Raw genomic sequence first — 5,564 nt, 5'->3', positions numbered from 1 at the left:
GACGTTCTGCGTCACGAGAACACCCTCCTCCTGCACCATACCATCGTCATCGCGGGAGTGCCTCGGGCATCTCCGCTGCTGCCCACGCCACGGCGGCAATGCCGGCCGCAGCCTTCGCCACCTCGCGAGGCGCGATCCGCTCCACGGTGTCGGCGGGCGTGTGGTGAATCTGGAAGTACTGCGTGGTGTCGCCCGAGAGCGCCATGGTCGGCACCTGACCCACCTGGGCGATCGGGCCGATGTCGGCGCCGCCCCCGCCCGGGCCGAGGGGCGGAAAGCCGAGAGGTCGCAGGAGATCGACGACGTCGGCCATCATCTGGCGCGCGCGGTCGTTGCCGGTGAACCCGAGGCGCATCGGCTCGAAGACGCCGATGTCCGACTCGAGGGCCATCACGTGCTTCGCCGCATCCGCCGCGAAGCCGTCGCGATACGCCAGCCCGCCGCGCAGGCCGTTCTCCTCGTTCGTGAACAGCACGATGCGCACCGTGCGTCGCGGCCGGAGGGCCAGTTGCTTCATCAACCGGGCGGCTTCCCACGTCACGATGCACCCCACGCCGTCGTCTGACGCGCCACCGGCCGGATCCCACGAATCGAAGTGACCGCCCAGGAGCACCACTTCGTCGGGACGCTCGCGCCCGGTGATCTCGCCGATGACGTTGGCCGAGTCGGCGTCGGCCAGGGTCTGCGCGGCCATGCGGAGGCGCAGCGTGACCGGCACCCCGCGGGCCACGAGCCGCGCCAGCCGGTTGGCGTCCTCGACCGGGATCGCCGCGCCCGGGATTCGCGGCAGATCCGCCTGGTAGGTGAGCGCGCCCGTGTGCGGCGTCCGCAGGCCCATCGGCCCCACGGAACGGACGAGTGTCGCCAGCGCGCCGAACCGTGCCGCCTGGCTCGGCCCGGCGGCGCGATAGGTCACCGTCTGGCCATACGACGTGAACGGGACGTCGTACAGGACGATGCGGCCGGTGACCTCGGAGGCCCTGGTCCGGAGCTCGTCGAAGCTCCGGACGACCATCAGCGGCGCCGTGAGGCCGTCTGGCGGCGTTCCGACACTGCCGCCGAGGCCGAGCATGACCAGCGGGGAGGCGACGGGCGTCATGATGTCGAGCGACTCGGCTCCGCGCACCCAGTACGGCGCCTTCGTCTCCTGCAGCCGGACGTGTTCCAGACCATCTCGTCGCATGGTCTCGGCGGCCCACTCGATGGCCAGTTCGAGATTGCGCGACCCGGTGAGCCGACCGCCGAAGGTGTCGCAGAGCTCGGCGAGCCGGTCCCAGCCTTGGGTCGACCCCATGCTGGCGGTCACCAGACGCGAGATGTCGCCCTCGAGCGGGGCCACCCATCCGGGGCGCGCCCCGGCGCTGCCGGCGGCGCCCTGCGACGGGCGCCCGCGCGCGACGGCGCGATGCGGTGCGGCGGCCATGGCGGTGACGGCGGCGAGGACCTGACGGCGGGTGGGCATTGGCCCGCGATTATCCGCGAAAACGCGGCCCGGCCGACCGAGACTGTCAGGGGGCCTGCAACTGTGAGACCCGTGCGAGGCAGACTCGTAAGTGTCGCCCCCGTTTCGAGTCCTCATGCGGAGTCCGAGCCCGGGCCGGTGACGACGATTCCTGCTGTCAGCCCGCGCTCGTTCTGGCCCTGTCAGGCTTTGCATCGCAGAGCTTCGAGGGCACCCGACCGCTCGCAGTCTCCGGCCTACGGCGCCCGGTGGATCGTGTGTTCCCGGTCCACCGCAAGGCCAGGCACTCGCTGTGTCGTGCCATCTGGCCAGGTGATGTCGGCCGTCACTGTACTACCGACGTCGCCCAACCCGAATGAGGCCCGCAGGTCGGACGCGGACAGATAACTGCCACCTGACCTGATGCGCCTGACCAGCCGCTGCTGTCCAGGCAGGACAATGGACACCGTGGCGCCAATCGCCCAGGAGTTCGCCCGAGGCTGCACCAGGCGGACTCGGAGCCAATGGCCGGCATCACGAGTGGTGTTTCGCAGCAGCATCACCGGACCGCCGTTGTTGGTGACGACGACATCGACCCGACCGTCGTTGTCGACATCGCCGAAGGCCGCACCGCGTCCGACCCCCATCACGCCGAACGCAGGCCCGGCCTGGGCGCTGATGTCGCGAAGACTCACGCCGGGGCGGCCAGCGCCTCGCTCGCTCGGCCCTGTCGCGGTGGGGCCCCCGCGGAACAGCTGGTTGCGCATCCGGTAGGGATTGGCGGCCCCACGCAGGGAGGGCACCAGATTGACCGCACCGTTGGCGACGAACACGTCGAGCCATCCGTCGTTGTCGGCATCGAACCAGTCGGTGCCAAATCCGGTCATGCTGGCCGTGGGCGCCACCAGGCCGACCGCCGCCCGCCGATCCTCGAACCCACCCTGGCCGTCGTTCTCGTAGAGCACGAAGGTCTCGCCGACGATGTTGGTGACCAGCAGATCGTCATCGCCATCCCGATCGTAATCGCCGGCCGCGATGCCCATGCTGCCCTCGGGGCGGCCGGCCGCGTTGTAGGCCGTGCCCGAGAGGACGCCCTGATCCTCGAACGTGCCGTTGCGCTGGTTCATCCAGAGTTGGTTGGGCGTCGCGTCGTTGGCTACATAGATGTCGGGCCAGCCATCGGCGTCGAAATCGCTGACGGCAACGCCGAGCGCGTTGCCGTAGGCCCGCAGGATGCCCGCACGCTCGCTGACGTCCTCGAAGGTGCCGTCGCCCTTGTTGCGCAGCAGCCGATCGGGAATGGGTCGGTACGCCGTGGGGGCACAGTAGTCCGGCGCTCCGGCTGGTTCGAAGCACGGTTTGTGGCCAGCCGGCGTGAAGTCGACGTAGTTGCCGATATACAGATCGAGAAAGCCGTCGCGGTCATAGTCGAGGAACGCCGCACTCGTGCTCCAGCGCGGATCGTTGGCCCGAGCCGTCGCGGTGATGTCGCTGAAGCGGCCGTTGCCGTCGTTCCGGTACAGGGCATTGTCCCCATACGCCGTCACGTAGAGGTCGAGGTCTCCATCGTTGTCGATGTCCCCGACCGCCGTGCCCATGCCGTAGGCGCGGGTGCCCACGCCGGCCGAATCTGTCACCTCCGTGAAGCGCAGTTCCCCACTTGGGCCGGCCAGATCGTTTCTGAAGAGTTTCGCGGTCGGCGAGGTCGGCGCGATCGAAGCGGCCCCTGCGGCCGTCGCCGTGTCGCCAGCCCATTCGGCTCCCTGTACGAGGTAGATGTCGAGGTCGCCATCGTTGTCGAAGTCGAACAGGGCGAGCCCCGCGCCGATCAGCTCCGGGTACCAGAGCCGCCCCCGAGCACCGTTGACGTGGGTGAACCTGAGCCCTGCCAACTCCGCGACATCTTCGAAGTGCGGTGACGGCGGCGGAATGGCCTGCAGGGACACCGCCGCCACCACGGACAGTACCGACACCGAGACGAGGGTGGTGATGCGGGTGCGGGGGGTCATGGAAGTCGTCTCATCGTGTCTTCGATGGTGGCGGCCAGGTCCGAGACGCCGTGCTTCCGCGCTCGTTCCAGGGCCTGCTGTGCCAGCCTCCGCCCCTCGGCGACGTTTCCCGTCCGCAGGACCAGAGTTGCGCTCATGAACATGTAGCGCGCACCCTCGGCATCGTCGGGCAGATGTGCCGGTGCGAGTTCCCGCAACGCGTCGTCGGTGCGCCCGAGGTTGACGAGGACCCTGGCCAGAGCGAAACGGAAGCCCCTGGTCTTCGGATCGCTCTCGACCGCGCGTCGGTAGGCCTCGGCCGCCTCAGCCAGGCGCCTCATCCGTTCCAGAGCCAGGCCCCGAGCATGGTGGACCGCGGCGTCCAGTGGATTGGCGGCGGCGGCCAGGTCGAGGACCATCAGCGCCTGGCTGTCCTGGCTGGCCGAGAGCAGGGCCAGGCCATATGCTCGATGGGCCTCGGCCAATTGCGTCTTGGACGCGACCACAATCTCGTACTGCGACGCGGCGCGTTCAAGATCGCCGGTGCGTGCGTACAGGCTGATCAGGTTGACCCGCGCCTGCACCATGGAGGGGGCGCGTGCAATCGCCGCTTCGTGCAGTTTGATGGCCGTAGGATCTTCTTTTTGCGACCCGGCGGCCTGCACGCCCTGGCGCATGATGAAGACGGCGTCGCTGCGGACGCTCTCGAGGCTGGCCCGCCAGGGATCGTTGGGCACGGGCCAGCAGGCGAGACACCGCTGGTGCTGCGCCATCGAGGCCTTGGCCCCCTCCGGGTCGCCCAGCTTGCGCTTGATCTGCGCGAGGGCATAGTGTGCAGCCCCGAACGAGGGGACGAGGGCGATGGCTCGCTCGAACTCGACGCGGGCGGCGGTCAGGTCACCGGCGGCCAGCGCAATCCGGCCAAGGCCATACCGAGCGGAGGGCTCGGCATCGGCGATCTGTACTGCCTGTGCGTAGACGGCGCGGGCCGCATCCGGCCGACCGTTCTCGAGCAGGGCATCCGCGTGCCGCAGGAGCAGCAGCGGTGTCGGGCTCAGCGCGGCTGCACGACCGTAGTCTCTGGCCGCGATGTCATGCCGCCCCATGCGCGTTGCCAACATGCCAGATAGCGCCCACCACGTCACGTCGCCGGGAGCCAGGCGCTGGGCCTCGGCGTAGGCTTGCGCGGCGAGTTCGTATTGCTCCCAGGCGTGCAGCACGAGGGCCAGCTGCCCCACGGCCGCCGCGTCGGAGGGCCGTGCGCTCACGGCATCGCGCGCCGCGCCGATCTGCGAGCGGGCATCGGCCGGATAGCTCTCGAGCGGAACCGTGCGCCAGTCCGACGCGGCCTGTAGCGCAAGCGTCGAGGCCAGAACCACGCTCGCGAGCGGGACGAAGGGCACGGATCGCATTACAACATGGATGCGGGCCGGGGATCTGGGGGCTGGGGGCTCGGAGCTGGGAGCTCTTTGCTTGCCCTTCGTCGCCCTCGTCTCTTGTCCCTTGTTCCCGTGACAAGAAAAACGCCCCGGCACCCTGTCGGGTACCGGGGCGAAGTCACCCCGCGTGGGGCGACGTCAGAGCTTCAGGCGTTGGTAGGGCCGGGTGTCCCACCCGGCCGCTATCGATAGCGGCGCGGTCGGAGACCGCCCCCTACCCCTGGGCCCCTAGAAGGCGAAGCGCAGGCCGAGCTGCACGCGCCGCGGGTTGCGGGCGAGCGAGCGGATGCGCATGAAGTTCGGGTCGGTCAGACCGGTGACCGGGTTCCCCCACTGCGTGTGGTTGAACACGTTGGTCGACTCCGCACGGAACTCCATGCGGTAGCGGCCGATCGGGAACGCCTTGAACAGCGAGAAGTCCAGGTTCCAGTTGGCGGGTCCGCGGAAGGCGTTGCGGCCCGAGTTGCCCCACTGGTTGCCGGGCTGGCTGAACTGCGACGGGTCGTACCACGGCTCGTTCGGGCCGGCCGTACCGAAGCCGCCCTTGAGCTCGCCCGTCACCTGGGCCGACTGGAAGCCGCCGACCTGCTGGAGCAGGCCGTTGTCGCCGCCCACCGAGAACGGCGTGCCCGACACCCACGACGCGATGCCGTTGACCTGCCACGCGCCGAGGAGCGTGTAGAGGGCGCCGCCCGA

Annotated in this window: 3 protein-coding genes and 1 pseudogene; all 4 read right to left on the bottom strand. The window is 69.5% G+C overall.

Annotated features, from left to right (window positions below; all coding sequences use genetic code 11):
- Positions 1–46 precede the first annotated feature (46 nt).
- Entirely contained in the window at positions 47–1,462 is a 1,416-nt protein-coding gene (locus ACIRDX_RS20100; protein ID WP_396627219.1) for a M28 family peptidase, read from the bottom strand.
- A gap of 236 nt (positions 1,463–1,698) precedes the next feature.
- Complete coding sequence (locus ACIRDX_RS20095) at positions 1,699–3,450, bottom strand: CRTAC1 family protein (RefSeq protein ID WP_396627218.1); 1,752 nt, start codon at positions 3,448–3,450, stop codon at positions 1,699–1,701.
- A complete protein-coding gene (locus ACIRDX_RS20090; RefSeq protein ID WP_396627217.1) occupies positions 3,447–4,832 on the bottom strand; it encodes a tetratricopeptide repeat protein in 1,386 nt (461 codons plus the stop codon). The genes ACIRDX_RS20095 and ACIRDX_RS20090 overlap by 4 nt, the downstream gene beginning before the upstream one ends.
- A gap of 264 nt (positions 4,833–5,096) precedes the next feature.
- Positions 5,097–5,564 (bottom strand): annotated as a pseudogene (locus ACIRDX_RS20085) (hypothetical protein); the annotation flags it as partial.

This window comes from Luteitalea sp., assembly GCF_044337415.1.
GTDB lineage: Bacteria > Acidobacteriota > Vicinamibacteria > Vicinamibacterales > Vicinamibacteraceae > Luteitalea.
This window is presented reverse-complemented; position numbering and strand designations above follow the sequence as displayed.